Source organism: Brucella oryzae, from assembly GCF_041929965.1.
Taxonomy (GTDB): domain Bacteria; phylum Pseudomonadota; class Alphaproteobacteria; order Rhizobiales; family Rhizobiaceae; genus Brucella; species Brucella oryzae.
Genome location: NZ_JBHEEO010000004.1, coordinates 82,376 through 107,254, shown reverse-complemented (window position 1 = coordinate 107,254; position 24,879 = coordinate 82,376). Strand labels below are relative to the sequence as shown.

The window sequence follows — 24,879 nt, the reverse complement described above, 5'->3', positions numbered from 1 at the left end:
TATAGCTAAACGGATGCGGCGATGAACGACTTGGCGAGGATTTTGCGCCCGGTGGCTTTTTCCGATTGTCCGGGCTGGAACCGGGACGATCAGTCCGCTGCATTCGCTGCATTTCGCCGTTCTGCCGATTACGCAGCGCGCCAAACCTACAAAAGCGGCAGTCTCGGCATCCATTTCGAAGCGCTGGAGCCGATTTTTGCCGCTGCGCGCAGCATCGACAATCCGGGTGTGGACGAAGCGCGCTCTTTCTTTGAACGGCATTTCATCCCCTGCCGGATCGTTCCCGATCACGGAAACGGTTTTGTGACGGCATTCTATGAACCGGAGATAGAGGCCTCCCTTCAGGCTGACGATCAGTTCAAGGTGCCCTTTCTGCGCCAGCCGGACGACCTCGTGAAAGTCACGGATGAGAACCGCCCGATGGGACTCGATCCAGCCTTTGCCTTTGCGCGCCGGGCGGAAAAAGGCCTTGCAGAATATGACGACCGCCGGATGATCGAACAGGGAAGCCTTTCCGGATACGGGCTCGAAATCGCTTTCGTCGCCGACCGGGTTGATGCCTTTTTTGCGCATGTGCAAGGTGCGGCTCGCCTGAAACTGCGCGATGGCGGGTTGTTGCGCGTCACATATGCAGCCAAAACCGGCCACCCGTTTACAGGCATCGGCCGTATTTTGGTGGACAAAGGTGAAATTCCGGCTTCGGAAATTTCCATGCAGTCGATCCGCCGCTGGCTAGCCGGGCATCCGGACAAGGCCGACGATCTCATCTGGCAGAACCGATCCTATATTTTCTTTAGGGAAGCTCCGGTGGATGACCCGGATGCCGGTCCGATTGCTGCCGCAAAAGTTCCGCTGACAGCCGGGCGTTCGCTTGCTGTCGATAAATTGCTCCACACATTCGGAACACCGATCCATGTCAGCGCCCCGACAGTGACGGTGTTTGACGGAAAGCCTTTTGCACGCCTCATGATCGCGCAGGATACGGGAACAGCTATCATCGGCCCTGCCCGCGGCGATCTTTTCGCCGGTTCGGGCGATATGGCGGGTGAAATCGCCGGTGGCGTGAAGGAAGACGCCGATTTCTATGCGCTGGTGCCGCGCACCCTGCTGGGGGCTTGAGCGGGATGGCGCGCGCGACCGACAAGCCGGAAAAGGATTATCTGCGGCCCGAAGACCGCATCCTGTGGGAAATGGTCGCGAAAACCGCAAAGCCGCTGATAAAGCCAAAGGCGAAACAGGATGAGCTTCCCGATTTCAAATCGTTGATGGCGGAAGAGGAAAAGCGCCCTGCCAAGGCGAAGATTCCGCCTGCGGTGGAGGCGAGCAAGCCGAAGAAGGGCTTGTCGGCGCTCCGCGAAATGCAGATTCAATCGCTCGATAAGCCGACCCATCGAAAGATAGCCAAGGGTCGCGTGGATATTGAAGCCCGGATCGACCTGCATGGTCTCACACAGGGAGAAGCACACGGCCTGCTCTATGGATTTCTGGTCAGCGCACATGCACGCGGCCTGCGTCATGTCATGGTCATTACCGGCAAAGGCCGCTCATTCGGCAGCGAAGGGATTTTGCGGCAGGCGGTGCCGCACTGGTTTTCCACGCCGCTGTTCCGGCTTCTGGTGAGTGCCTATGAGGATGCAGCCCGTCATCATGGCGGGCATGGCGCGCTTTATGTGCGGCTTCGCCGCCAGACCCAAAACATGGCACAGACCGTATTGCCGGGGGGGAACAGACAGCGATGACGCCATTTGGAATACGCCTGCGCGAATTGCGGGAGGAACGGGGGGTGACGCAAAAGGATATGGCGGCAGCGCTCCGCGTTTCGCCCGCCTATCTGTCGGCGCTGGAACACGGTCGGCGCGGCCAGCCGACCTGGGACCTGCTTCAGCGCATCATCACCTATTTCAATATCATCTGGGACGAGGCGGAAGAATTGCAGAACCTCGCCGCCGTCTCGCATCCGCGTGTTGTAATCGATACGTCGGGCCTGTCACCGCAGGCAACCGAACTCGCCAATCTCCTGGCACGCAATATCCGCATCATCGACCGCGAGACGATCAGGCATCTGAGCGACGAAATCGAGGCGGCGCGCAAACGCCGCCGGGGAATCAGACCGGCGGGCTAAAAAATCGGATCATTGCGGGTTCGACGGCCCGTATAATGTATAGGATTTGGGAACGCCCATAAACCATTCGGTCGAGAGTTTTGCGTTCGGCGCGTAACCCTGGAATTCCTTCAGGGTCAGAATCTGGATTTCATTGAAATAGTCCTTGATGTGTTCCTCTGTCGGCTTCGACATGAAACGCCAGGGAGAAATGCGCACCGCGTGTCTGGCTACGGACCGTGGAAGCCAATGCAATGCCGGGCAGAAGAAATGCGGCTCGATCGGAAAGATGAAGGCGGGTGTCTGGATGAAGAAATAGTTCGAGACGCGTTGTACCTCTTTCACGAGATTGGCGCGCAGATGAAGCGGCACATGCTCGATGACCGAATTGCAAACGGCGACATCAAACGACTTGTCCTCGAACGGCAGATGTTCGCCATCATAAAGAACAACCTTCATGTGCCCGAAACCACCGCCGAACGACCTGGCTTGACCGTCATCCCGGATATTGACCAGCGTGATGTCTCCGGGCACGTTGACGGCATCCTGCTTTTCCCAGAAATGACGCGAGCCGCCCACGTCGCAAATTTTCAGCGAGGTGAAATCAGGCAAGGCTTCACGGAAAAGCGCACCGCGCTTGCGACGAAAATATTCCGATGATGAATGAACGAGCCGATCCCAGGCAGTTGATTTAACATTGCGTTCGACACGATTCATTTGCAGCCCTTTTCCCAGCACCAATAGATTGCGAAGTTCAACCTAGTTGGTTTCAGCTTACGGGTCATCAGAAAACAAGACTCGTTGTTAAAAGAGTGTATAGCGGCTTCTTTATTATTAGATTTACCTAAAATAGACTGCGCAGCTCGTCCATCTTGGTGTTGACCAGCCAGCCGTAATAGTTTTCCTGCGGCAGCACCGGTTCCAGACCGGCTGCTTTGCGCCGTGCGTTCTCATTGGCAAGCGTGCGTGCGCGCATTTCGGCCCCGCCCGTATTGTAAAGCGTGGCCGTGATGCCGGGATTCTTCGAGATGTCGAAGTCGGCGATCTGGCGGTAGGAGTTGATCGACTGTTTCAGCGTTGCTGCGATATAGGGCAGCGTCAGATCGGGATCCATGATCGTCTTGTAGACCACGTTGCCGTCTTCTGCATTGAGCTTGGGCAGACCGGAAACGCGGTTCACCATGTCGGACATCTGCAATGCCGTCAGCGGATTGATCTGGCCGAGACCGAATGTCTGCCCGGCATAGAAAGGCTGGAAGAAGACCGCACTGAAACGGTTGTTGGGATAGGCATTGCCACCAACCGATTTGCCGCGGAAATTCTTGTTCCAGACATTTTCGCGGCAGGACCACAGCGAATAGCTGTCCTTGTGTTTCAGGCAGTCGGCAAATTCCGGCCGCTTGATGAACTGGCCGATGCTTTCGCCATTGTAGCCGAAGCTCACGCCCTGGTTCACATAGGACATGGCCTTGACGTAATAGGTCTGCAGCCGGTCGTAGACGTCGACATTATAGGTGTGCTCGCCCACAATCGCGCCGACAATGTGAATTGGGTCGATACCATAGACGGCCGCCGTGGAACGGATCTTCGAGCGCAGCGAGGCGTCCTTTTTCAGAAGATTGTAAATCTTCTGATACTTCTTCTCATAAGTGGTGCTTAGTTCCCGCGTGCGTTTGGCGGAGGCGCCGGGAATCGGCGGCTGTTCCGCATTGCGATTGCCGGGTGGCACGACCGTCGCCGCATAGGCGCTCTGGCTGGCTACAATGAAGGCGAGGCAAAGGCCAGCAAAGCGGTTCAGTGATCTGGTCATTGTGCGGAAACGGCCCCAATATGGTGAAGATCTGGTAAATTTGCCGGAAAATAGAAAACCCCCCGATGCAAGTCGAGGGGTTTTTGCGTAATCGCTGAAAGTGACCGGAAGCCGTGGCTTTACTGCCACTTAAATGCGGGCGCTTTTACAGGATGAAGCGCGACAGATCGGCGTTCTTGGCAAGGCTGCCGATCTTGTCTTTTACATAGGCGGCATCGATGACGAAGGTTGCCCCGGTCTTGTCGGGCGCAGTGTATGAAATTTCATCGAGAACGCGTTCCATCACCGTCTGCAACCGCCGCGCACCGATGTTTTCAACCGTCGCATTCAGATCGACAGCAATATCGGCCAGAGCGTCGATGGCGTCATCGGTGATTTCGAGCTTCACCTCTTCCGTCGCCATCAGGGCGATATACTGCTTGATCAGGCTTGCTTCGGTCTCCGTCAGGATGCGGCGGAAGTCCTCGCGCGTCAGCGCATTAAGTTCTACACGGATCGGCAGACGGCCCTGCAGTTCCGGCAGAAGATCGGACGGCTTGGATACGTGGAACGCGCCGGACGCGATGAACAGCACGTGGTCGGTCTTGACCGGCCCGTATTTGGTCGCAACCGTCGTGCCTTCGACCAGCGGCAGCAGATCGCGCTGCACGCCTTCACGCGACACACCGGCACCCATGCCGCCTTCCCGCGATGCGATCTTGTCGATCTCATCGATGAACACGATGCCTTCGTCTTCGGTGACGCGAAGCGCTTCCTGTACGATCTGGTCCTGATCCAGCAGCTTGTCGGATTCATCGTTGATAAGGATCGGATAGGAATCCTTCACCGTGGTCTTGCGCGTCTTGGTGCGCCCGCCCATCGCCTTGCCCAACATGTCGGACAGGTTCATGACGCCGATATTGGCGCCCGGCATGCCCGGAATTTCGAAGCTTGGGCCGGAACCGGTATCGGCGACCTCGATTTCGATTTCCTTATCGTCCATTTCGCCATTGCGCAGCTTCTTGCGGAAGCTGTCGCGGGTGGCGGGGCTTGCCGTCTTGCCGACCAGCGCATCCAGCACGCGTTCTTCTGCATTGAGATGCGCCTTGGCCTTCACGTCCTCGCGGCGCTTTTCGCGAATGAGACCTATGGCGACCTCAACGAGATCGCGGACGATCTGCTCAACATCACGGCCGACATAACCGACTTCGGTGAACTTGGTCGCCTCCACCTTGACGAAAGGCGCACCGGCCAGCTTTGCGAGACGGCGGGAAATTTCCGTCTTGCCGACGCCGGTCGGTCCGATCATCAGGATGTTTTTCGGCATGACCTCTTCGCGCATCTGGCCTTCGAGCTGCTGGCGGCGCCAGCGATTGCGCAGCGCAATAGCCACCGCGCGCTTGGCGTCGTTCTGGCCGATGATGAAGCGGTCGAGTTCGGAGACGATTTCACGGGGAGAGAAATTACTCATAATTATAACCCACTTTGCCACTGCTTGATGAACTCGAACGGATGCAGCAGCATGATCACGTTGAGCGTAAGATTGTCGCGAATGACGATCAGCGCCAGAACTTCCATGAACAGCGCGATGGCGACGGTTATTTTCACTGGCAGCCTGGCTGCGATCAGAAAACCGATCATGGCGGCAACCGTGTCGGCAACCGAGTTCACGATGCTGTCGCCGAAATAGTCCACCGAGGACGTATTGGCGCGATAGCGTTCGATGATGAAGTTCGAATTCTCGACCAGTTCCCATACGGCTTCGATGCCGACCGCAGCTGCAAGCCTCAGACCGAGTGGGGCTTTGGGTGCGATGATCGTGAAAAGCCAGTAGAACAGAAAGCCATGGATGATGTGCGACAGCGTATACCAGTCGGATATATGCTGCGAGTTTTCGGTCATCAGCGAACCCGACCATAATTTTATGGTTCCGCATTCGCACATGGCAATCCGCCCGTCGAGGTAAAGCCAGGAGGCTTGGACCGCGAGTATGGCGAGAACGATCAGGGCGCCCAGGCCCCAGCGTTGCGCGCCCGGTTTTGAGGCCTGCGCGAGCGAGCTCATTCTGCGTCCAGGCTTTCCACGATGATATTGTGGTTGGTGTAGATGCAGATATCGGCCGCGATATCCATCGCCTTGCGGGCAATTTCCTCGGCTGACTTGTCGGTGTCGACCAGCGCGCGGGCGGCGGCCAGCGCATAATTGCCGCCCGAACCGATGGCCATCACGCCATGTTCGGGTTCAAGCACGTCGCCGGTGCCGGTTAGCGCCAGCGTAACCTTGCTGTCGGCAACCAGCATCATGGCTTCCAGCTTGCGCAGGTAGCGATCGGTACGCCAGTCCTTGGCAAGTTCGACCGAAGCCCGCATGAGCTGGTCGGGATATTGTTCGAGCTTCGCTTCGAGGCGTTCCAGCAGGGTGAAGGCGTCGGCGGTGGCTCCTGCAAATCCGGCAATCACATTGCCCTTGCCGATGCGGCGAACTTTTCGCGCATTGCCCTTCATGACGGTTTGGCCCAGCGAAACCTGTCCGTCACCGGCAATGACGACCTTGCCGTCCTTGCGCACGGTAACGATGGTCGTGCCGTAAATTGTCGTGGGATGATGTTCGATCATGGATGCTCCTTTGGCGGCACATGCAATCCCGGAAGGCAATTGCAGGTGCCCCTTCATCTGTTAGAGAAACAGCTTCGGCCGGCCAGCGGCGGATGAATCGTGCTTCGCTGAGAATATTTAAGAACGTACGGACGAATTGCAAATGCCGATTTGCAGCTTGCCAAACCGGCAAAAGGAATTGGCAAAATGGGCAAGCTGTTCTAGAACGCCTCCAAGCTATTGAATGAGGAAAGCTTATGACTGCTGAAAGCACCCGCAAGGCAAGCATCGAACGCTCGACCAAGGAAACGAGCATTGCCGTTTCCGTCGATCTGGACGGCGTCGGCAAGTTCGACATCACGACCGGTGTCGGCTTCTTCGATCACATGCTGGAGCAGCTTTCCCGACATTCGCTCATCGATATGCGGGTCATGGCCAAGGGCGACCTGCATATCGATGATCACCACACGGTCGAGGATACCGGCATCGCTCTCGGTCAGGCCATTGCCAAGGCGCTTGGCGAGCGCCGGGGCATCGTGCGCTATGCCTCGATGGACCTGGCCATGGACGATACGCTGACCGGCGCTGCCGTCGATGTATCGGGGCGCGCCTTTCTGGTCTGGAACGTCAATTTCACCACAGCCAAGATCGGCACATTCGATACCGAGCTGGTGCGCGAGTTCTTCCAGGCTTTCGCCATGAATGCGGGCATCACGCTCCATATCAACAATCATTATGGTGCCAACAACCACCATATTGCAGAGTCGATTTTCAAGGCGGTGGCACGGGTTCTGCGCATGGCGCTTGAAACCGATCCGCGCCAGAAGGATGCAATTCCCTCCACAAAGGGTTCACTGAAAGGGTAAGCCATGGCGCAATTCGTCGTTCTTGAACCGGAAGATACTCAAAACCTTGAGCAAGCCGTGTTCGTGCGCGACGGATTCCATGTGCTGGCGCTGGTCCTGCCCTTCGTCTGGCTTCTGACCCAGCGTCTGTGGTTTGAAGCTTTTGCTGTTCTGGGCATTACGATCCTGCTCGGACTTGCCGGAACTTACTTCGGCATCGCCGATGCGGTTCCGCTGTTGACCTTGCTGGTGTCGCTGTTTGTCGCGCTGGAAGGCGTCAACTGGAAGATAGCCAAGCTCAGGCGCCAGGGTTTTGTCGAAAAAGCGGTCATCGATGCATCCGATCTGGAAGAAGCGGAAATTCGCTATTTCTACGGTCTCGAAGATGCGGCCCGGCCAACAACCTCTCTCGCGGAAAAGCCCGCGCCGGAATGGGCGCAGCAGCCCCCTCGTCCCACCTATTCCTCATTTGGCTCGACAATCGGCTTTGTCGGCCATCGCGGAGAAAACTGAAAATGCGTGTTGCAATCATCGATTACGGCTCCGGCAATCTGCGCTCGGCCACCAAGGCTTTTGAGCGTGCTGCGCATGAGAGCGGTATCGCGGCAGAAATAGAACTGACGGCGGATGCCGACCGCGTGGCGACGGCTGACCGCATCGTGCTTCCGGGTGTTGGCGCCTATGCCGATTGCCGTCGCGGACTTCATGCCGTTCCGGGCATGGTGGAAGCACTGGAAGATGTGGTTCTGAAAAAGGCGTACCCCTTCCTTGGCATTTGCGTCGGCATGCAGCTCATGTCGGAGCGCGGCCTTGAAAAGGAAGTGACCGAGGGCCTTGGATGGATTGCGGGCGATGTGCGTGAAATGACGCCATCCGATCCTTCGCTCAAAATTCCGCAGATCGGCTGGAACAGGATTCACGTGAAACATTCTCACCCGATCTTCGAAGGTATCGAGACCGGTGAGAACGGCTTGCACGCCTATTTCGTCCATTCCTATATGTTTGACGCGAAGAACAAGGCTGATGTGCTGGCCGTGACCGATTACGGCGGCGATGTCACCGCAACGGTCGGTCGCGACAATATGGTGGGCACCCAGTTCCATCCTGAAAAGAGCCAGCTTTTGGGGCTGGCTCTAATCGCTAACTTTCTAAGATGGAAGCCTTAGAATGGCAGACGAAGTTGATGGTCTGTTTTCAAGGTTCTTTGGAAGCGAGGGACATGTTTGTCGAACAATCCATCAATTGGTTTTCCTGGGAAGAGGCGAAGAAACAGATGCATCGCTTTATAGCGACACCCTTTAAACTCCTTTTCTTCCCACACGTCATATAGACGACGCGGGTCAACGTCGAAGCGCTTTTGAATGTCTCTTACTTTCCATCCACAGGCACGCAAGACCCACGATTTGGTGGCCTCAATGTTTGTTAAGTATCCGTCTGCCATTGGGGAGGTTCTCCGGCTATGTAAAGTGTCCGCACTTTTTGCCCAGATTATTCCAATTTGGCATTTGACCAGATTCTGCGGATATGCGGAAATGGCATCTGCCTATCACACTTCGAGGGCACCGCTGGCATGCACGTTGAGCGGTAGGAAAGTCGGGATTCGGCCCCCGACTTTCCTAATTTACAGTCAAGATGAGTCGCACACCGAGAGTCAACTGAACATCTCGGCTTCTCCCCTTACAACCTCGGAATCGAACTGCTAACCTGTAGATTGTGGGGATAAGCTGTGGCTATCCCTGTGGATTAACGTGGATAACCTGTTGAAATGATCCTTTTTCCCGCCATCGATTTGAAAGACGGTCAATGCGTGCGCCTGAAGCTTGGCGACATGGATCAGGCCACCGTTTACAACGAAGACCCGGCAGCACAGGCCAAAGCCTTCGAGGATCAGGGCTTTGAATGGCTGCATGTGGTTGATCTCAACGGAGCCTTTGCCGGCGAAAGCGTCAACGGCAAGGCTGTGGAAGCGATCCTGAAAGCCACGAAAAATCCGGTGCAGCTCGGCGGCGGCATCCGCACGCTCCAGCATATCGAGAACTGGCTTTCCAAGGGATTGCGTCGCGTTATCCTTGGTACGGTCGCCGTGCGCGATCCCGCACTGGTTATCGAAGCCTGCAAGGCATTTCCGGGTCAGGTTGCCGTCGGGATCGACGCCAAGGGCGGCTATGTCGCCGTTGAAGGCTGGGCGGAAGCATCCGAGCTTGGCGTGGTGGAACTGGCGAAAAAATTTGAAGGTGCTGGTGTTGCCGCCATCATCTATACCGACATTGACCGCGACGGCGTACTGGCTGGCATCAACTGGGATTCGACGCTCAGCCTCGCAGATAGCGTTTCCATCCCGGTGATTGCATCCGGCGGCCTGGCTTCCATGGACGACATCAGGCGTCTTGCCGCTCCTGATGCCCGTAAGCTGGAAGGCGCGATTTCCGGTCGCGCGCTTTACGATGGCCGCATCAATCCGGCGGAAGCCTTGTCTGTACTGAGGGCCACAGCATGACCTTGAAAGCACGTGTCATTCCCTGCCTCGATGTGAAAGACGGCAGGGTTGTTAAAGGTGTAAACTTTGTCGATCTGATCGATGCTGGTGATCCGGTGGAAGCTGCCCGCGCCTATGATGCGGCGGGTGCCGACGAACTGTGCTTCCTCGACATCACTGCGTCTTCGGACAATCGCGAGACAATTTTCGATGTGGTGGCCCGGACGGCAGAACAGTGCTTCATGCCGCTGACGGTTGGCGGCGGCGTGCGACAGGTTGCCGATATACGAAAACTGCTTCTGGCCGGTGCCGACAAGGTATCGATCAACACGGCTGCGGTGAAGAACCCGGAATTTGTCGCCGAAGCTGCCGACAAATTCGGCGACCAGTGCATCGTGGTTGCCATCGACGCCAAGAAGGTTTCGGGCGAAGGCGAAGCCGACCGGTGGGAAATCTTCACCCATGGCGGACGCCAGACGACGGGCATCGATGCGGTGGAATTTGCGCAGAAGGTGGTGAGCCTTGGTGCGGGTGAAATCCTGCTGACCTCGATGGATCGCGACGGAACCAAGTCCGGTTATGATGTGGCACTGACGCGGGCTGTTGCTGACAGCGTGCGCGTTCCGGTGATTGCATCGGGCGGCGTCGGCAATCTGGACCACATGGTTGCAGGCATTCGCAACGGTCATGCGACGGCGGTTCTCGCTGCTTCGATTTTCCACTTCGGCACCTATACGATTGGCGAGGCCAAGCGCTATATGGCCGAGGCTGGCATCCCGATGCGGCTCGATCCGGTCCGTTGAGAATACAGCATGTCGCGGAAAAGTGGGAATCGTCTTCGCGGGGAAATCAGTCCACTGGACTGTTTTCTGATCCCGCTACGATCCGATAACGACATGCACAGAAATCTGAAGGAAATCCGATGACTGAGTTCACACTTTCCGACCTTGAACGCATCGTCGCGGAGCGTGCCAGCGTGACGGACGGTTCGTCCTATACGGCAAGTCTGGTGGCAAAGGGCCAGGCACGGGCCGCCAAAAAGCTTGGTGAAGAAGCTGTGGAAACGGTTATTGCCGCAGTGGAAGGCAACCGTTCGGAAGTGGTCACCGAAAGCGCTGATTTGCTTTATCATCTGCTGGTGGTTCTCAAGGTTGCGGACGTGCCACTCAATGAGGTTCTTGCAGAGTTGCAACGCCGCACGGCGCAGACCGGCCTTGAAGAAAAAGCCGGTCGTCCGAAAGCCTAAATGCAAATAGGATCGGAAGCTGTTAGTGCAGAATTGGCGTTGAGGGAGAGCAGCGACAATATGTGGGAAAAAGTGGACCAGCTAACGCCGTCGCGTTACTCGCCTTACCGTTTCTTTTCGGCTGAGGAATGGGCGGGCTTTCGCGCCGACACGCCGCTCACTTTGACGTATGATGAGGTCAAGCGGCTGCGCTCGCTGGGCGATCCTATCGATCTTGACGAGGTACGGCGCATCTATCTGTCGCTGTCGCGATTGCTGTCGGCGCATGTGGAGGCAAGCCAGCTTCTGTTTGAGCAGCGCAAGCAGTTCCTCAATATGGAAGAGTCGTTCAAGACGCCTTTCATCATCGGCATTGCCGGTTCGGTTGCGGTCGGGAAATCCACGACTGCGCGTATCCTGAAAGAGCTTCTGGCACGCTGGCCGTCGAGCCCGAAGGTCGATCTGGTGACGACCGACGGTTTTCTCTACCCCAATGCTGTCCTGCGCGAGCAGAACATGATGGAGCGCAAGGGCTTTCCCGAAAGCTACGATGTCGGTGCGGTCTTGCGCTTTCTGTCAGCGATCAAGGCAGGCATGAGCCAGGTGCGAGCGCCGCTCTATTCGCACTTAAGCTACGACGTATTGCCGGGTGAATATCAGATCGTCGATAAGCCGGATATCCTGATCTTCGAAGGCATCAATGTGCTGCAGGTGCGCGATCTGCCGGAAGACGGCAAGATGGTGCCCTTCGTCTCCGATTTCTTCGACTTCTCGATCTATATCGATGCGGAATCGCAACTGATCCACAAATGGTATATCGACCGCTTCATGCGGTTGCGGGAAACGGCTTTCGTCAATCCGGAATCCTTCTTCCATCGCTATTCGCAGCTTTCGGAAGATGCGGCGCGTTCGATTGGCGAAGGGCTGTGGAACAATATCAACCTGAAGAATCTCAAGGATAACATCCTGCCGACGCGCCCGCGCGCCGATCTGATCCTGCGCAAGGGCAGCGATCATCTGATCGAGGAAGTTGCACTCAGAAAAATATGAAAAGGGCCCGTTTCGGCCCTTTTCATTTGGGGGCAAGGCAGCCGATCAGGCCGCACAGTCGCGTATGAAACGCTGCAGATATGCATCGAAGACGGCTGGTGTCTCGCGGAAGGGCGCATGCCCGGCTCCGTCGATGACATGGGTCCTACCTTCCCACAGATTGCCGAAACGGACCTTCGAGACGAAATCGAGTTCGACAAACGGCTCGTCGCGCCCGTTGACCACGGCTATGGGAAGCGTTGCCGCGGCAACGATATCGCGCTGGTTGCCGCCGGTTCCGGCTGCAAATTTTTCGAACATGATGCGTCGCGCGCGTCCGTCCGTACGGGCGACGATATCGAGCAGCGAGGCTTCAAAAGGTTCGCCGCAGGTACTGCGCGCGTAGGATTCGACATCACGGGTTGAAAAGATTTCCTGTCCGGCGAGCGCCATATCGGGACCGCTCTTGAATCCCTGCCCCACTTCCTCGCGCGCCACCGGCGGCGTGCCGGTAATCATCAGGCCGCGCATGCCGGGAAAGCGCGAGATCATCTCGATGCCAATATGGCCGCCGAGCGACCAGCCGAAAACGACCGCCTCCGAAATGCCGAGTTTTGTGAGAACTTCCGTCATCGCGTCGGCATAGCCTTCCATGGAATAGCTGCGATCCGGATCGAGCGCGTCGCCAGACTGGCCATGGCCCGGCAGATCCGGTGCGATCACTCGCCAGTTCCTGCCAATCTCGCCTTCGAGCTGAGGCGCGAAGATGGCGCCCGCGCTGGAATTGCCGTGAATCATCAGAAGCGGCATCCCCTCGCCCGTGCTTTCACGGATGGCAATGCGACCGTGGCTGGTCTCGACTTGGTGGAGTTTCATGGTTCTGCGTTTCCCTGGATGGAGGTTTTTCGTTCAGCCGAAGGAAACCTTGCCGCGGCTCTTCTTGATGTCGGATCGTCCGGACTTGGCCTTGAGGCGACGTTCGATGGAGCCCTTTGTCGGCTTGGTCTTCTTGCGCGGCGGCGGCGGTGGCTCGGCAGCCTTGGCAATGAGCGCGATCAGCCGCTCGCGCGCGTCCTCGCGGTTGCGCTCCTGGGTGCGGAAGCGGTTGGCTTCAATGAGAATGTCACCGTCCTTGGTGCCTTTCTGACCGGCGAGCTTAAAGAGCCGTGACAGAATATCGTCTGGCAGACCCGCTCTCACGGCATGAAAACGCAGCTGCACGGCGGTGGAAACCTTGTTGACATTCTGACCGCCCGGCCCGGAGGCACGGATGAAGCTTTCCTCCAGATCGTCTTCACGGATCGTCAGGCGATTGGTGATGCGGATAATGTTTCGGTTCTCTTCCATGCCGGAAGGCATACACTGATTTGGCAGAAGACGAAATTCTCGCGACAAAGCCAAAGAAAACCCGGCACTATGGCCGGGCTCCCTCCTCCTCCTCAGGATAGCTCGATTATTCTGCGGCGATCCGGATCGCTGGCGCCGCGTCCTTTACCTCGTGATCGACATGGCTTTCGAACTTCTCGAAATTCGTGACGAACATGTCGACCAGCTTCCTGGCCTGCGCGTCATAGGCACCCTTGTCGGCCCAGGTCGAACGTGGATCGAGAATGGACTGGTCCACGCCCGGCACATCGACCGGAACGGCAAAGCCGAAATTCGGATCGATGCGGAATTCGGCATTGTTCAGCGAACCGTCGAGCGCGGCTGCGAGCAGAGCGCGGGTTGCCTTGATCGGCATGCGCTTGCCAACGCCGTAAGCGCCGCCGGTCCAGCCGGTATTGACCAGCCAGCAATCGACCTTGTGCTCGGCGATCAGCTTGCGCAGCAGATTGCCGTATTCCGATGGATGACGCGGCATGAACGGTGCGCCGAAGCAGGTCGAGAAGGTTGCTTCCGGTTCGGTCACGCCCTTTTCCGTACCGGCAACCTTGGCCGTGTAGCCGGACAGGAAGTGGTACATGGCCTGTGCTGGCGTCAGCTTGGCAATCGGAGGCATCACGCCGAAAGCATCGGCGGTGAGCATGATGATGTTCTTCGGCTGGCCGCCCTTGCCCGTCTTCGATGCATTGGGGATGAAATCGAGCGGATAGGCGCAACGGGTGTTTTCCGTCAGCGAGCCGTCGTTGAAATCCGGCTGGCGGTGTTCGTCGAGAACGACATTCTCCAGAACCGTACCGAAACGCTGCGTGGTTGCGTAGATTTCCGGTTCCGCTTCGGCGGACAGGCGGATGGTCTTGGCGTAGCAGCCGCCTTCGAAGTTGAAGATGCCGTGTTCGCCCCAGCCGTGCTCGTCATCGCCGATTAGCGTGCGCGTCGGGTCGGCGGAAAGCGTGGTCTTGCCGGTGCCGGACAGGCCGAAGAAGACGGCGGTGTCGCCGTTCGGGCCTTCATTGGCCGAGCAGTGCATCGGCATCACGCCCTTGGCAGGCAGAATGTAGTTGAGCGCCGTGAAGACCGACTTCTTCATTTCACCGGCATAGGAGGTGCCGCCGATCAGCACGATCTTGCGGGTGAGATCAACGGCAATCACCGTTTCTGTGCGCACGCCGTAGCGTTCCGGATCTGCCTTGAAGGATGGCAGGTCGATAATTGTCATTTCCGGTACGTAAGCAGCGAGTGCTTCCTGTTCCGGGCGGATCAGAAGATTGCGGATGAACAGCGAATGCCAGGCATATTCGGTGATGACGCGGGCATTGATCTTGTTGTCGGCATCGGCGCCGCCGATCAGATCCTGCACGAAAAGCTCCTTGCCCTTCGCGTGGTCGATGAAATCGGCATAGAGCAGCTCGAAGGCCTCGCGGCTCATCGGCTTGTTGTTGTCCCACCAGACGTGATCTTCCGTGTCGGCATCGCGCACGACGAATTTGTCTTTCGGCGAACGGCCCGTGTGCTGGCCGGTGCGTGCGACAAGCGCACCCTGCGCCGACAGTTCGGCTTCGCCCCGACGGACAGTTTCTTCATAGAGCCGGGCGGCTCCGAGATTGTAAAAGACTGCGGAGAGTTCCTTCAGTCCTGAAGTGGCAATGGAAGCGGCCGTGTTGTGAATGCCGGTCTCTCTCATGATGTCTCCGCCATATGGTTTGACAATTGATCGGTCTCTTTTCGCGCCTACCAGATTGATCGCGAAACAGAGGATGGCAGTCAGAAACAGATTAATCGTGGCAATTCAAATATTTAATCGATTTAAAATTTTTGAAATTTTTTTAAATCGTTTAATCTGTGCGTTATGGGCTATGAGTTTCGGGGATTGGCGGTCGCGCTGCCATGCCCTCGCTATTAACCAAAGCGCGATTCGGTCTGTGATGTTTCATGGCTTCTTCTGGTACCGCCACATTTTGTACCTAATTTGTACTGCACAAGCAGGCACATTATAATAGTATCGATGTGTAATCAGGCGCTCGATCTATAACCCGCCAGTTTCCTGGCGGCTGAAAGACGTCACCAGCCGGACCTTCCGGTTGGTTTAGTTGAAGGAGAAAGGTTCGCATGAAGGAAGCCTCGGCAACGCAGACAATTGCGCTGGTCGACGACGACCGCAACATCCTGACCTCCGTGTCCATCGCGTTGGAATCGGAAGGCTATCGGGTCGAAACCTACACCGATGGCGCGTCCGCGCTTGATGGTCTGATGGCGCGTCCGCCCAATCTTGCGATCTTCGATATCAAGATGCCGCGCATGGACGGTATGGAGCTTCTGCGCCGTCTGCGCCAGAAATCCGACCTCCCCGTCATCTTCCTTACGTCCAAGGACGACGAGATCGACGAGCTTTTCGGCCTCAAGATGGGTGCGGACGATTTCATCACCAAACCATTCTCGCAGCGTCTTCTGGTTGAACGCGTCAAGGCGGTGCTTCGCCGGGTTGCCGCGCGCGACGGCACGGCCAAGCCGTCCGGGCAGCAGGCAAAATCGCTCGAACGCGGCCAGTTGGTCATGGATCAGGAGCGCCACACCTGCACCTGGAAGGGCGAACCGGTCACGCTGACGGTCACCGAATTCCTGATCCTTCATTCGCTGGCGCAGCGTCCGGGCGTTGTGAAAAGCCGTGACGCTCTCATGGATGCAGCCTATGATGAGCAGGTCTATGTGGATGATCGTACCATCGACAGCCATATCAAGCGCCTGCGCAAGAAGTTCAAGGCGGTTGACGACGATTTCGAAATGATCGAAACGCTCTACGGCGTTGGCTATCGCTTCCGCGAGGCTTGATAGATAATTGCATATCGCCAGTCCGCGAGGTCTGGCGATAGCTTAATGAGAGCAGACAGAGCGACATGGTCGCAGAAACCCGGAACGACGGCCTCATCGGCCAGAAATCGGATTTGCGCGAACGCAGGGCCCGGCGGCAGCGCTCGGTGTTCTGGCGTCGCTTTTTTGCGCCCCTGCGCAAGTTTCTCGGCCAATATCTGTTCTCGAGTCTGACCCGCCGTATCCTGTTTCTCAATCTGGCGGCGCTGGCGGTTCTGGTTTCCGGCATTCTTTACATGAATCAGTTCCGTGAGGGGCTGATCGACGCGAAGATCGAAAGCCTGCTAACCCAGGGCAAGATCATCGCGGGCGCAATTTCGGCATCGGCGACCGTCGATACCAATTCGCTGATGATCGACCCGGAAAAGCTTCTGGAGCTTCAAGCCGGACAAAGCCTGACGCCCTCACCGGATTCACCCGACAACTGGGAGTTTCCGATCAATCCGGAAAAGGTTTCTCCCCTGTTGCGCCGGTTGATTTCACCGACGAGCACGCGCGCGCGCATCTATGATCGCTATGCCAATATGCTGCTCGATTCGCGCGCACTCTATTCGCCGAGCTTTCCTTCGGCGGGGCCTGTGCTGCGCTATGACCTGCCGCCCATCGAGGAAGAGACACCAACTATCTGGGAAAGGGCCGGAACGTGGATTTCGCACCTGTTCTATGGTGGAGGTCTGCCGGTCTATCAGGAACAGCCGGGCGGCAATGGCCTTGCTTTTCCCGAAATCGTAAAGGCGCTGGCCGGTTCGCCGCAAACGGCGCAGCGGCGCAATGAAAAGGGCGAACTGGTCGTCTCGGTTGCCGTCCCGATCCAGCGTTCGCGCGCAATATTGGGCGTACTCCTGCTCTCCACCGAAGGCGACGATATTGACAAGATTGTGCAGGCCGAACGCATGGCGGTTTTCCGCGTGTTCGGCGTCGTGTCGCTGGTCATGGTCATCCTGTCGCTTTTCCTCGCATCGACGATTGCAAGCCCGTTGCGCAAGCTTTCCGCTGCTGCAGACCGGGTTCGTCATGGTGTGAAAAGCCGTGTGGAGATTCCCGATTTCTCCGAACGTCAGGATGAGGTCGGCCATCTTTCCACGTCTATCCGCGAGATGACCGATTCGCTCTATACCCGTATCGAAGCTATCGAAAGCTTCGCCGCCGATGTCAGCCATGAGCTGAAGAACCCCCTCACCTCGCTGCGCAGCGCCGTCGAAACGCTGCCGCTCGCCAAGACTGAGGAATCGCGCAAACGGCTTCTCGATATCATCCAGCACGACGTTCGCCGCCTCGACCGCCTGATTACCGACATTTCTGACGCTTCGCGTCTTGATGCTGAACTTGCGCGCGAACATATCGACCGCGTCGACATGAAGACGCTTCTGACCAACCTCGTGACGGCAGCGCGCGAAGTGCGCCGCAACAAGGTCGGAACGGAAATCGTCTTCAATACCGGCAAGCTGCCCGCCGGAAAGAAGGGTTTCAATGTTGCCGGTCACGATCTGCGTCTCGGTCAGGTGGTGAGCAACCTGATTGAAAATGCCCGTTCTTTCGTGCCCGACGATACCGGGCGTATCGTGGTGTCGCTGAGCGGTGAAGGCAGCCGCTTGCGCGTGCTTGTCGAGGATAACGGTCCGGGCATTCCGATTGAGAATATCGAACGCATCTTCGAACGTTTCTACACGGATCGTCCGGCATCGGAGGCTTTCGGCCAGAATTCCGGTCTCGGTCTTTCGATCAGCCGCCAGATCATCGAGGCCCATGGCGGCACGCTGACGGCGGAAAATATTGTCGATCCGGCAAACCCCGATCAGTTCAAGGGCGCCCGGTTCATCGTCGACCTGCCTGCAAGCGCATGACACCTGAAGAGGAAAAAAGCGGGCTTCACGCCACCACGCTTCAGGTTCGCGGTCGCGGTGTCATGATCATGGGGCGGTCCGGCGCCGGCAAGACCGAGCTTGCACTGACACTTGTGGAAAGAGCACTTCTTCGTGGAGAGGCCGCATCGCTGGTCGCTGACGACCGTACATTGCTTCATGCGGAAAACGGCAGGCTGATCGCCAGTGTTCCGGCCGCTCTTGCCGGGGGGGTGGAGATTCGGGGCGCGGGGCTTTTCAAAGTCGCTTTTGTGGAGGCCGCACCGCTCTATCTCGTTGTTCGGCTTGTGGATCGTGACGAAGCCGAACGCTATCCGAGTGGTGAAATGTGGGAATTCGAGAGCATTTCACTGCCCCAACTTCTTTTGCCGGCTTTGTCGTCGAATGGCGATTCCAACGCGCTTTCGCGGGCTATCGAGGCTACTTTGTTCTACGAAAAATGGCCGTCGGACCAAGGCTGAATCCAGCTTTGTTACGAATCTGCTAATTTTTCACGGCGCTGCGGCATTTTGCTTTTTTCATGGCAGCGTGGGAATTTTTCACTTGCTATCAGGATTTGCGCTGCCAAGATGCACAACTCGCCGGTGCTTTTCCGGCGTGGTTTCAGTGCCATCTGACACTCTGGCGGGGTGATGCGGCGGGCACGCGACGGGAGCTTTTATAGTATGATCGGACTCGTGCTTGTCACGCACGGAAGGTTGGCCGAAGAGTTTTTGCATGCTGTCGAGCATGTAGTCGGGCCGCAAGACAATTTCGAGACCGTTTGCATCGGTGCCGAAGACGATATGGAACAGCGTCGGCGGGATATCGTTGATGCGGTGGAACGCGCCGATAATGGCAGCGGGGTCATCATCCTGACCGATATGTTCGGTGGTACACCGTCCAATCTCGCCATTTCCGTCATGAAGGAAGGCAAGGTCGAAGTCATCGCAGGTGTCAATCTGCCGATGCTGATCAAGCTGTCGAGCGTCCGCATCGGGGGCGACATCAAGACAGCCCTGCGTGAGGCGCAGGATGCGGGGCGCAAATATATCAATGTTGCGAGCCAGGTCCTGACAGGAAAGTAATTCATGCACTCCAGCGTGCCCGTTACCGGTGAATACGAACCCGAAACTGCAGTTTCCCGATCCTTCGAGATCGTCAACAAGCGCGGGCTTCATGCCCGCGCTTCGGCCAAGTTCGTGCAGCTGGTCGATGGTTACAATGCGCATGTCCGCGTGAGCAAGGACGGCATGACCGTTGGCGGCACCTCGATCATGGGGCTGATGATGCTCGCCGCGTCACCCGGCTGCTGCATCGACGTCAGTGCCTCCGGTGAACAGGCCGATGCCGTGTTGGAAGCCTTGCAGACACTCATCGCCGACAAGTTCGGCGAAGAATGCTGAAGAATAAGACTGTGGCCGCCGTGGGTGATCTCAACGATCCGGTGGCCGTTTTTGATGCAGGGATCGGCAGTTATGCTCTGGTTGAACTGATCAGGCGCAGCCAGCCGCAGCGCGACATCATCTATTTTGCCGATCGGGCCAGTTTCCCCTATGGCGCCAAAAGCCGCGATCAGCTGCTTTCCATCATGCGCAGCACGATCCAATACCTCACAAGCCTTGGCGCTCAAACAATTGTCCTTGCTTCCAATGCGCCCTCGGTCATGGTCCTCGACACATTGAAAAGCGAGTTTGCCGTACCGGTCTATGGCGTGGCGCCGCCGGTTCGCGCCGCTCTTGCGGCAAGTCGCAGCGGCAAGGTTGCCGTTATGGGTGTGCGTTCGATGATCGAGAGCGAAGAGCTTGCAGGTTTTGTCCGGACACAGACCGATAACCCGGACGATGTTGCTTTGATTAATGCGTCTGCGATGGTGGAACTGGTGGAAAACGGCGCTTTTCTTCGGCAGCCGGATGAGACCGCGCAAAAGGTGGCCGCATTCTGCGATGATATTGCTGCCAGCTACCCGCTCATTGACACGCTGACACTTTCCAGCACCCATCTGCCATGGCTCAGATCGTTTTTCGAAACGGCCCGTCCCGACTGGCAGTTTCTTGACCCGGCAGACGACGTGATCGCTGCGCTCCCGCAGCCCAAAGGCGGCTCCGGTCGCACGATTGCCCTTGTCACGGAAAGCGAAGCCTATCCCGTTGCCGGGTTTCGCCGCATGCTTGAAATATTGCAGATCGATCTTCCTTTGACGGTCATTGATCCGGTATCTGACAAACCTGCCTGATATGCACGTATAAAGATTTCTTTATATTGCGTTGTGCTTCGGGCTGCGATCTGCTAGTCAAGGCGGCAGCCGGAGCGCTTTCCCGCACGGAAAGCCGCCCCATATTGGAATGCAATTCCGGCCGCTGATTACATTTTATCGAGCTGGAACTGTCTTTTATTGGAGCACGCGATGACCGCAAGCCAAGATTTTGTCGTCAAGGATCTTAGCCTGGCCGATTGGGGCCGCAAGGAACTGGATATTGCCGAAACCGAAATGCCGGGCCTGATGGCTGCCCGCGAGGAATTCGGCAAGTCGCAGCCGCTGAAGGGCGCACGCATTTCCGGATCGCTGCATATGACGATCCAGACCGCCGTTCTGATCGAAACGCTGCAGGCGCTGGGCGCACAGGTCCGCTGGGCCTCCTGCAACATTTTCTCGACGCAGGATCATGCAGCCGCCGCGATCGCCGCAACCGGCACGCCGGTTTTCGCCATCAAGGGCGAAACGCTTGAAGAATACTGGACCTATACCGACAAGATATTCCAGTGGCCTGACGGCGAACCGTCCAACATGATCCTCGACGATGGCGGCGACGCCACCATGTATATCCTCATCGGCGCACGTGCCGAAGCGGGCGAGGACGTTCTGTCGAACCCCGGTTCGGAAGAAGAGGAAGTGCTTTTCGCGCAGATCAGGAAGCGCATGGCTGCAACGCCGGGCTTCTTCACGCGTCAGCGCGACGCCATCAAGGGTGTGACGGAAGAAACCACCACCGGCGTCAACCGTCTCTACCAGCTGCAGAAGAAGGGCCTCCTGCCCTTCCCGGCGATCAACGTCAATGACAGCGTCACCAAGTCGAAATTCGACAACAAGTACGGCTGCAAGGAATCGCTCGTCGACGGCATTCGTCGCGGCACCGACGTCATGATGGCAGGCAAGGTTGCTGTCGTGTGCGGTTACGGCGATGTCGGCAAAGGCTCCGCCCAGTCGCTGGCCGGTGCGGGCGCCCGCGTGAAAGTGACGGAAGTCGATCCGATCTGCGCGCTTCAGGCTGCAATGGACGGGTTCGAAGTCGTAACCCTCGATGATGCTGCTTCCACCGCCGATATCATCGTGACCACGACCGGCAACAAGGACGTGATCACCATCGACCATATGCGCAAGTTCAAGGATATGGCGATTGTCGGCAATATCGGCCACTTCGATAATGAAATTCAGGTGGCGTCACTTCGCAACCTCAAATGGACCAATGTGAAGCCGCAGGTCGACCTGATCGAATTCCCGGACGGCAAGCGCATCATCCTGCTTTCTGAAGGCCGCCTGCTCAATCTGGGCAACGCAACCGGCCATCCGAGCTTCGTCATGTCGGCTTCGTTCACCAATCAGGTTCTGGGCCAGATCGAGCTGTTTACCCGTACCGACGCCTACAAGAATGAAGTCTACGTGCTGCCGAAACATCTCGACGAGAAGGTCGCGCGTCTGCATCTCGACAAGCTCGGCGCCAAGCTGACTGTGCTTTCCGAGGAACAGGCTGCCTATATCGGCGTCACTCCACAGGGCCCGTTCAAGTCGGAACACTACAGGTATTAACCATACGTTAAGTATTGCACTACATGTTGAGGCCGGGCGGTTGACAAACTGCCCGGTCTTTCTTTTTGCGTGCAAGATGCTTCACGTGGATTCGCCGGAAGGGTATTGTGTAGGCGAATCAAGGTGTTTGAGCGGGTGTTTGCGTTGCGCGTTTTTTGCCGGTTGTGGCGGGAAGCGGGAGGACGATTCATCCCCTGAATACCTGAAAATGCGATGACCATCGTGCACTGTGGCGGCGTGCGTATGGTCAGGCTTTGATGTGTATTGAAGTGTTTTAATACGGCCAGTCTGCCTTCGTGGCGGTTTTCATGGCCGGGTGGCGGAGAAAAGGACGATATGCCAGAGTTCGGCGCAACGGGGAATTTGCGGAATGTTTCCGCAATCGATATTGGCAGGCAATGGCGTCCTGCCGCCCATGTTGCAAAGCCGTTCGCACGGTTTTCTCCGAAAAAAGCCCTGATGAAGGCTTCCGTTTCTCTTGCAACGCTTTTCGCGGCCATGCCTGCCTTTGCGCAAGGCACGGAATCGGCGCGTATCGCCCTGCCCTTCGGCGGCGGCAGCATCGGCGCTTTCGAGGTTATCCAGTTTTCCATGTTCCTCGGCGTTATGGGCGCAGCTCTGCTTTCTGCCGGCTGGCTGATCCGCGAACGGTCGCGCGTTGCCGCGGAAAACAAGGAACTGCGTTCGAAATTCGCCGATCTCAATCTTGTCGCCCAGCGCAATGAAGCCCTGCTCAATCTCAAGGATCAGCGTATTGTTGTCTGGGACGGTCACAGCACGCGCGCCGAAGTTGTCGGGCTGCTGCCGGATGACAGTGCTGCCCCGCAGGATCGCTCGACTTTTCTGGCTTTTGGCCGCTGGCTGCGCCCTCAATCGGTCGTGGCGCTTGAGCGTGCCATTGGATTGCTGCGCGAACAGGCGCGGTCTTTCGACCTCACAGTTGAAACCGTCAACGGCACCCTGCTCGACGTGCGGGGACGCACATCGGGTGGCTTTGCGGTGGCGCGTTTCCTGAGCCTGCAAGGCGTACAGGCGGAACGGGCAGCACTGCAGGCACAAAATCGCGAATTTTCCGAGCGTATCGAATTATTCCGGCGTCTTCTCGACCGGATCGACCAGCCGGTCTGGACCCGCGACGCCAGCGGCCGCGTCGAATGGGTCAATGCCGCCTATGCGCAGGCTGTCGATATGGCCGATGCAAGCCAGGTGATTTCCGAAGGGCGCGAGCTTTTCGGCGCACAGGCGCGCCAGCGTCTGGAGCGCGACCGCTTTGCCGAGCCTGTCCTGCAGGACCAGCTGACGGCTGTGGTGCACGGTGACCGCCGCCTTTTCAACGTGACGGATGTCAGCGCGGAAACAGGTTCCATCGGCCTCGGCTTCGACCAGACCGAAGTGCAGGCGGTGCGCGAAGAACTGAACCGCACGATGAAGAGCCATGCCGAAACGCTCGATCAGCTTTCGACCGCTGTGGCGATTTTCGATCCCGAAATGAAGTTGCAATTTTTCAATCAGGCTTTTGCCAAGCTGTGGTCGCTCGATACGGCATGGTTGGAATCGCAGCCGAGCAACACGCTGATCCTCGATCGCCTGCGTTCGGAAGGAAAGCTGCCCGAACAGCCGGAATGGCGCAAGTGGAAGGATTCGGTGCTTTCCGCCTATCGCGCTGTCGAGCCGCAGGAACATATGTGGCACCTGCCGGATACGCGAACCATGCGCGTCGTTGCCAATCCGCATCCACAAGGCGGCGTGACCTGGTTCTTCGAGAATATGACCGAAAAGTTCGAACTTGAAGGCCGTTACAACACGCTCATCAAGGTACAGGGCGAAACACTCGACCATCTGGCTGAAGCCGTGGCGGTGTTCGGTTCCGATGGCCGCATCCGGCTTTCCAACCCGTCCTTCGCCGATCTCTGGGCATTGCCGATGCCGCTCATCGTCGAAGGCACGCATATTTCATCGATTGCCAAGATCTGCAGCGAGCGTGGCGGCAACGGTCTGTGGGACGATTTTGTCTCCACGGTTACCGGCTTCCTCGACAAGCGCGACGGCCGCATGGGGCAGGTGGAACTGGACGACGGCGCTATTCTCTCCTTCGCTGTGGTGCCGCTGCCGAAGGGCCAGACCATGCTGACCTTCATCGACGTCACCGACACGGTGCGCGTCGAACGGGCGCTCAAGGAAAAGAACGAGGCGCTGGAACTGGCCGACCAGATCAAGAACGATTTCGTCCAGCACGTGTCCTACGAATTGCGTTCGCCGCTGACCAACATCATCGGTTTCACCGAACTGTTGCAGACACCGGCTTTCGGATCGCTCAACGAGCGCCAGATCGAATATCTCGACCATATCAGCACGTCGTCATCGGTATTGCTGACCATCGTCAATGATATTCTCGATCTTGCGACCGTCGATGCAGGCATCATGGAACTGGAGGTCGGCGAAGTTTCCGTCGTGGAAGCGATTTCTGCTGCCGCTTCCCGCGTCGGTGAGCGCATGCGCGATCACGATATCGGGCTCGACATCGACATTGCCGACGACGTTGACGTATTCAAGGCCGATGCGAACCGCGTCCGTCAGGTACTTTTCAACCTGTTGTCCAACGCTACCAACTATGCGCCGGAAGGCTCCAGCATCCAGCTGCAAGTGGCGCGAGAGGGGACGGAAGTGGTCTTTGCCGTCCATGATGACGGTCCCGGCATGCCCGGAGAAGTGCTCGACACGGTTTTCAAGCGCTTCCAGTCCTATCCGAATGGTGGTCGCCGCCGTGGTGCCGGACTCGGACTTGCCATCGTCAAGAGCTTTGTCGAGCTGCATGGCGGGTCGGTCGATATTGATACGGGTTCCGGTCGTGGAACAACGGTCATTTGCCGTTTTCCGTCGGAAACACGCAGCTTCCGCGTCGCCGCCGAATAAGGTAAAGGGT

Annotated in this window: 28 protein-coding genes; 18 read left to right on the top strand and 10 right to left on the bottom strand. The window is 57.4% G+C overall.

Annotated elements, in window-relative coordinates:
• Positions 1 to 21 precede the first annotated feature (21 nt).
• Genes mltA through JNC70_RS05380 form a run of 3 tightly spaced genes read left to right on the top strand, consistent with a single transcriptional unit; the run spans position 22 to position 2,122 of the window.
• Complete coding sequence (mltA, locus tag JNC70_RS05390) at positions 22 to 1,119, top strand: murein transglycosylase A (RefSeq protein WP_104755122.1); 1,098 nt, start codon at positions 22 to 24, stop codon at positions 1,117 to 1,119.
• 5 nt (positions 1,120 to 1,124) lie between these two features.
• Positions 1,125 to 1,739, top strand: coding sequence for a Smr/MutS family protein (locus JNC70_RS05385; RefSeq protein WP_104755123.1), 615 nt, complete (start codon positions 1,125 to 1,127; stop codon positions 1,737 to 1,739).
• Complete coding sequence (locus JNC70_RS05380; RefSeq protein ID WP_104755124.1) at positions 1,736 to 2,122, top strand: helix-turn-helix transcriptional regulator; 387 nt, start codon at positions 1,736 to 1,738, stop codon at positions 2,120 to 2,122. The genes JNC70_RS05385 and JNC70_RS05380 overlap by 4 nt, the downstream gene beginning before the upstream one ends.
• A 9-nt stretch (positions 2,123 to 2,131) precedes the next feature.
• Here the strand turns inward: JNC70_RS05380 and JNC70_RS05375 are convergent, their stop codons facing one another.
• The 5 genes from JNC70_RS05375 to hslV form a co-directional block, all read right to left on the bottom strand.
• Positions 2,132 to 2,818 (bottom strand): class I SAM-dependent methyltransferase, encoded by a 687-nt coding sequence (locus JNC70_RS05375; RefSeq protein WP_104755125.1) that lies wholly within the window; start codon positions 2,816 to 2,818, stop codon positions 2,132 to 2,134.
• Positions 2,819 to 2,945: 127 nt separating this feature from the next.
• A complete protein-coding gene (locus tag JNC70_RS05370; RefSeq protein ID WP_104755126.1) occupies positions 2,946 to 3,911 on the bottom strand; it encodes a DUF1402 family protein in 966 nt (321 codons plus the stop codon).
• Between the two features lie 145 nt (positions 3,912 to 4,056).
• Positions 4,057 to 5,361 (bottom strand): ATP-dependent protease ATPase subunit HslU, encoded by a 1,305-nt coding sequence (gene hslU, locus JNC70_RS05365; RefSeq protein ID WP_104755127.1) that lies wholly within the window; start codon positions 5,359 to 5,361, stop codon positions 4,057 to 4,059.
• Between the two features lie 2 nt (positions 5,362 to 5,363).
• Complete coding sequence (locus JNC70_RS05360) at positions 5,364 to 5,954, bottom strand: DUF2585 domain-containing protein (protein ID WP_104755128.1); 591 nt, start codon at positions 5,952 to 5,954, stop codon at positions 5,364 to 5,366.
• Positions 5,951 to 6,505, bottom strand: coding sequence for an ATP-dependent protease subunit HslV (gene hslV / locus JNC70_RS05355; RefSeq protein ID WP_104755129.1), 555 nt, complete (start codon positions 6,503 to 6,505; stop codon positions 5,951 to 5,953). The genes JNC70_RS05360 and hslV overlap by 4 nt, the downstream gene beginning before the upstream one ends.
• Positions 6,506 to 6,741: 236 nt before the next feature.
• On the opposite strand from hslV, the gene hisB reads away from it, so the two are divergent.
• The 3 genes from hisB to hisH are packed head-to-tail and all read left to right on the top strand — an operon-like array spanning position 6,742 to position 8,495.
• The gene (hisB, locus tag JNC70_RS05350) at positions 6,742 to 7,350 is read left to right on the top strand and encodes an imidazoleglycerol-phosphate dehydratase HisB (RefSeq protein ID WP_104755130.1); all 609 of its coding nucleotides are present in this window, start codon (positions 6,742 to 6,744) and stop codon (positions 7,348 to 7,350) included.
• Positions 7,351 to 7,353: 3 nt separating this feature from the next.
• A complete protein-coding gene (locus JNC70_RS05345) occupies positions 7,354 to 7,842 on the top strand; it encodes a DUF2628 domain-containing protein (protein ID WP_104755131.1) in 489 nt (162 codons plus the stop codon).
• Positions 7,843 to 7,844: 2 nt separating this feature from the next.
• Positions 7,845 to 8,495, top strand: a complete 651-nt coding sequence (hisH, locus tag JNC70_RS05340) for an imidazole glycerol phosphate synthase subunit HisH (protein ID WP_104755132.1) — start codon at positions 7,845 to 7,847, stop codon at positions 8,493 to 8,495.
• Here hisH and JNC70_RS05335 read toward each other — a convergent pair.
• Positions 8,492 to 8,770: a hypothetical protein gene (locus tag JNC70_RS05335; RefSeq protein ID WP_104755133.1), complete on the bottom strand. Its 279-nt coding sequence runs from the start codon at positions 8,768 to 8,770 to the stop codon at positions 8,492 to 8,494. The two genes, hisH and JNC70_RS05335, sit on opposite strands and share 4 nt — an antisense overlap.
• A gap of 324 nt (positions 8,771 to 9,094) precedes the next feature.
• On the opposite strand from JNC70_RS05335, the gene hisA reads away from it, so the two are divergent.
• From hisA to coaA, 4 genes are all read left to right on the top strand, one after another.
• Positions 9,095 to 9,826 carry a 1-(5-phosphoribosyl)-5-[(5-phosphoribosylamino)methylideneamino]imidazole-4-carboxamide isomerase gene (gene hisA, locus JNC70_RS05330; protein ID WP_104755134.1) on the top strand — a complete coding sequence of 244 codons (732 nt, stop codon included), beginning with the start codon at positions 9,095 to 9,097 and terminating at the stop codon, positions 9,824 to 9,826.
• Entirely contained in the window at positions 9,823 to 10,608 is a 786-nt protein-coding gene (hisF, locus tag JNC70_RS05325) for an imidazole glycerol phosphate synthase subunit HisF (protein WP_104755135.1), read from the top strand. The genes hisA and hisF overlap by 4 nt, the downstream gene beginning before the upstream one ends.
• Before the next feature lie 119 nt (positions 10,609 to 10,727).
• Positions 10,728 to 11,051: a phosphoribosyl-ATP diphosphatase gene (locus JNC70_RS05320; RefSeq protein ID WP_104755136.1), complete on the top strand. Its 324-nt coding sequence runs from the start codon at positions 10,728 to 10,730 to the stop codon at positions 11,049 to 11,051.
• 60 nt (positions 11,052 to 11,111) lie between these two features.
• Positions 11,112 to 12,080, top strand: coding sequence for a type I pantothenate kinase (coaA, locus tag JNC70_RS05315; RefSeq protein ID WP_010657674.1), 969 nt, complete (start codon positions 11,112 to 11,114; stop codon positions 12,078 to 12,080).
• Positions 12,081 to 12,125: 45 nt separating this feature from the next.
• Here the strand turns inward: coaA and JNC70_RS05310 are convergent, their stop codons facing one another.
• The 3 genes from JNC70_RS05310 to JNC70_RS05300 form a co-directional block, all read right to left on the bottom strand.
• Positions 12,126 to 12,935 (bottom strand): alpha/beta fold hydrolase, encoded by an 810-nt coding sequence (locus tag JNC70_RS05310; protein WP_104755137.1) that lies wholly within the window; start codon positions 12,933 to 12,935, stop codon positions 12,126 to 12,128.
• A gap of 33 nt (positions 12,936 to 12,968) precedes the next feature.
• A complete protein-coding gene (gene arfB / locus JNC70_RS05305) occupies positions 12,969 to 13,418 on the bottom strand; it encodes an alternative ribosome rescue aminoacyl-tRNA hydrolase ArfB (protein WP_208623439.1) in 450 nt (149 codons plus the stop codon).
• 94 nt (positions 13,419 to 13,512) lie between these two features.
• Complete coding sequence (locus tag JNC70_RS05300; protein ID WP_104755138.1) at positions 13,513 to 15,123, bottom strand: phosphoenolpyruvate carboxykinase; 1,611 nt, start codon at positions 15,121 to 15,123, stop codon at positions 13,513 to 13,515.
• Between the two features lie 425 nt (positions 15,124 to 15,548).
• On the opposite strand from JNC70_RS05300, the gene JNC70_RS05295 reads away from it, so the two are divergent.
• The 3 genes from JNC70_RS05295 (at position 15,549) to JNC70_RS05285 (ending at position 18,630) form a co-directional block, all read left to right on the top strand.
• A complete protein-coding gene (locus tag JNC70_RS05295; RefSeq protein ID WP_104755139.1) occupies positions 15,549 to 16,268 on the top strand; it encodes a response regulator transcription factor in 720 nt (239 codons plus the stop codon).
• Between the two features lie 65 nt (positions 16,269 to 16,333).
• The gene (locus JNC70_RS05290; protein WP_104755140.1) at positions 16,334 to 18,151 is read left to right on the top strand and encodes a sensor histidine kinase; all 1,818 of its coding nucleotides are present in this window, start codon (positions 16,334 to 16,336) and stop codon (positions 18,149 to 18,151) included.
• On the top strand, positions 18,148 to 18,630 hold the full coding sequence (locus JNC70_RS05285; RefSeq protein ID WP_104755141.1) for an HPr kinase/phosphorylase: 483 nt from the start codon (positions 18,148 to 18,150) through the stop codon (positions 18,628 to 18,630). The genes JNC70_RS05290 and JNC70_RS05285 overlap by 4 nt, the downstream gene beginning before the upstream one ends.
• A gap of 11 nt (positions 18,631 to 18,641) precedes the next feature.
• Here JNC70_RS05285 and JNC70_RS05280 read toward each other — a convergent pair whose 3' ends face one another.
• Positions 18,642 to 18,782 carry a hypothetical protein gene (locus JNC70_RS05280; RefSeq protein ID WP_167394038.1) on the bottom strand — a complete coding sequence of 47 codons (141 nt, stop codon included), beginning with the start codon at positions 18,780 to 18,782 and terminating at the stop codon, positions 18,642 to 18,644.
• Between the two features lie 52 nt (positions 18,783 to 18,834).
• Between JNC70_RS05280 and JNC70_RS05275 the strand changes: the two genes are divergently transcribed.
• The 5 genes from JNC70_RS05275 to JNC70_RS05255 all read left to right on the top strand — a co-directional run bounded on the left by JNC70_RS05275 (position 18,835) and on the right by JNC70_RS05255 (position 24,869).
• Positions 18,835 to 19,236: a PTS sugar transporter subunit IIA gene (locus JNC70_RS05275; protein ID WP_006472522.1), complete on the top strand. Its 402-nt coding sequence runs from the start codon at positions 18,835 to 18,837 to the stop codon at positions 19,234 to 19,236.
• A gap of 3 nt (positions 19,237 to 19,239) precedes the next feature.
• Positions 19,240 to 19,554, top strand: coding sequence for an HPr family phosphocarrier protein (locus tag JNC70_RS05270; protein ID WP_010657680.1), 315 nt, complete (start codon positions 19,240 to 19,242; stop codon positions 19,552 to 19,554).
• Complete coding sequence (locus JNC70_RS05265; RefSeq protein ID WP_104755142.1) at positions 19,548 to 20,384, top strand: glutamate racemase; 837 nt, start codon at positions 19,548 to 19,550, stop codon at positions 20,382 to 20,384. Before JNC70_RS05270 ends, JNC70_RS05265 begins: the two co-directional genes overlap by 7 nt.
• Before the next feature lie 171 nt (positions 20,385 to 20,555).
• Entirely contained in the window at positions 20,556 to 21,956 is a 1,401-nt protein-coding gene (ahcY, locus tag JNC70_RS05260) for an adenosylhomocysteinase (RefSeq protein WP_104755143.1), read from the top strand.
• A gap of 459 nt (positions 21,957 to 22,415) precedes the next feature.
• Positions 22,416 to 24,869, top strand: coding sequence for a sensor histidine kinase (locus tag JNC70_RS05255; RefSeq protein ID WP_245414734.1), 2,454 nt, complete (start codon positions 22,416 to 22,418; stop codon positions 24,867 to 24,869).
• The last annotated feature ends 10 nt before the right edge of the window (positions 24,870 to 24,879 follow it).

Coding starts and splice junctions, on each gene's coding strand:
- ahcY (WP_104755143.1), top strand. CDS start 20,556: ATGACCGCAAGCCAAGATTTTGTCGTCAAGGATCTTAGCCTGGCCGAT.
- hisH (WP_104755132.1), top strand. CDS start 7,845: ATGCGTGTTGCAATCATCGATTACGGCTCCGGCAATCTGCGCTCGGCC.
- JNC70_RS05380 (WP_104755124.1), top strand. CDS start 1,736: ATGACGCCATTTGGAATACGCCTGCGCGAATTGCGGGAGGAACGGGGG.
- hisB (WP_104755130.1), top strand. CDS start 6,742: ATGACTGCTGAAAGCACCCGCAAGGCAAGCATCGAACGCTCGACCAAG.
- JNC70_RS05370 (WP_104755126.1), bottom strand. CDS start 3,911: ATGACCAGATCACTGAACCGCTTTGCTGGCCTTTGCCTCGCCTTCATT.
- JNC70_RS05265 (WP_104755142.1), top strand. CDS start 19,548: ATGCTGAAGAATAAGACTGTGGCCGCCGTGGGTGATCTCAACGATCCG.
- JNC70_RS05375 (WP_104755125.1), bottom strand. CDS start 2,818: ATGAATCGTGTCGAACGCAATGTTAAATCAACTGCCTGGGATCGGCTC.
- JNC70_RS05310 (WP_104755137.1), bottom strand. CDS start 12,935: ATGAAACTCCACCAAGTCGAGACCAGCCACGGTCGCATTGCCATCCGT.
- JNC70_RS05300 (WP_104755138.1), bottom strand. CDS start 15,123: ATGAGAGAGACCGGCATTCACAACACGGCCGCTTCCATTGCCACTTCA.
- JNC70_RS05295 (WP_104755139.1), top strand. CDS start 15,549: ATGAAGGAAGCCTCGGCAACGCAGACAATTGCGCTGGTCGACGACGAC.
- JNC70_RS05270 (WP_010657680.1), top strand. CDS start 19,240: ATGCACTCCAGCGTGCCCGTTACCGGTGAATACGAACCCGAAACTGCA.
- JNC70_RS05275 (WP_006472522.1), top strand. CDS start 18,835: ATGATCGGACTCGTGCTTGTCACGCACGGAAGGTTGGCCGAAGAGTTT.
- hisF (WP_104755135.1), top strand. CDS start 9,823: ATGACCTTGAAAGCACGTGTCATTCCCTGCCTCGATGTGAAAGACGGC.
- JNC70_RS05290 (WP_104755140.1), top strand. CDS start 16,334: ATGGTCGCAGAAACCCGGAACGACGGCCTCATCGGCCAGAAATCGGAT.
- JNC70_RS05320 (WP_104755136.1), top strand. CDS start 10,728: ATGACTGAGTTCACACTTTCCGACCTTGAACGCATCGTCGCGGAGCGT.
- mltA (WP_104755122.1), top strand. CDS start 22: ATGAACGACTTGGCGAGGATTTTGCGCCCGGTGGCTTTTTCCGATTGT.
- JNC70_RS05385 (WP_104755123.1), top strand. CDS start 1,125: ATGGCGCGCGCGACCGACAAGCCGGAAAAGGATTATCTGCGGCCCGAA.
- hslU (WP_104755127.1), bottom strand. CDS start 5,361: ATGAGTAATTTCTCTCCCCGTGAAATCGTCTCCGAACTCGACCGCTTC.
- JNC70_RS05360 (WP_104755128.1), bottom strand. CDS start 5,954: ATGAGCTCGCTCGCGCAGGCCTCAAAACCGGGCGCGCAACGCTGGGGC.
- arfB (WP_208623439.1), bottom strand. CDS start 13,418: ATGCCTTCCGGCATGGAAGAGAACCGAAACATTATCCGCATCACCAAT.
- JNC70_RS05345 (WP_104755131.1), top strand. CDS start 7,354: ATGGCGCAATTCGTCGTTCTTGAACCGGAAGATACTCAAAACCTTGAG.
- JNC70_RS05285 (WP_104755141.1), top strand. CDS start 18,148: ATGACACCTGAAGAGGAAAAAAGCGGGCTTCACGCCACCACGCTTCAG.
- JNC70_RS05255 (WP_245414734.1), top strand. CDS start 22,416: ATGAAGGCTTCCGTTTCTCTTGCAACGCTTTTCGCGGCCATGCCTGCC.
- hslV (WP_104755129.1), bottom strand. CDS start 6,505: ATGATCGAACATCATCCCACGACAATTTACGGCACGACCATCGTTACC.
- coaA (WP_010657674.1), top strand. CDS start 11,112: ATGTGGGAAAAAGTGGACCAGCTAACGCCGTCGCGTTACTCGCCTTAC.
- hisA (WP_104755134.1), top strand. CDS start 9,095: ATGATCCTTTTTCCCGCCATCGATTTGAAAGACGGTCAATGCGTGCGC.
- JNC70_RS05280 (WP_167394038.1), bottom strand. CDS start 18,782: ATGGCACTGAAACCACGCCGGAAAAGCACCGGCGAGTTGTGCATCTTG.
- JNC70_RS05335 (WP_104755133.1), bottom strand. CDS start 8,770: ATGGCAGACGGATACTTAACAAACATTGAGGCCACCAAATCGTGGGTC.